The sequence below is a fragment of the Mesorhizobium sp. M00.F.Ca.ET.216.01.1.1 genome (assembly GCF_004010325.2).
Classification (GTDB): Bacteria; Pseudomonadota; Alphaproteobacteria; order Rhizobiales; family Rhizobiaceae; genus Mesorhizobium.
The window spans coordinates 1-383 of the sequence record NZ_SADR02000203.1; the positions used below are offsets into that span (position 1 = coordinate 1).

The window sequence follows — 383 nt, forward strand, 5'->3', positions numbered from 1 at the left end:
CTGCTTTGTGCGCTCGGTTGAGAGCTTCGTCAGGCACTGCGATACCTCCATCGGATGGATGGAGCCGCCTTCGCTGTCGGCGGTCGAATAGGCGCATTCGGCGTCGCGGAAGGCGATCCAGGCGCGTTGCGCCGTTTGCAGCAGCTTGTTGGCTTTCTCGTCGTTGCGGCCGACCAGATCCTTGTAGGCGGCATTGAGCTTGGCGTCGGCGGTCTGAAAGTCGGCATTGGCGCAGATATTCATCATCGACTGGCTGTCGTCGCCGCGGTCGCATTCCTGTCCCCAGGCTGCCGTGGCCGTTGCGGCCAAGACAAGACAGGCAGGCAGAAACAGGCGGCGCATTTGGAAACTCCGGTCCTTTCGCGAGGCCGCACCTTTCCAGC

At 62.4% G+C, this 383-nt stretch carries 1 protein-coding gene; it reads right to left on the bottom strand.

Annotated features, from left to right (window positions below):
• The coding region (locus EN859_RS35730) for a lysozyme inhibitor LprI family protein (protein WP_135913638.1) at positions 1 to 342 on the bottom strand (342 nt) is incomplete at its 3' end.
• Between the last annotated feature and the right edge of the window lie 41 nt (positions 343 to 383).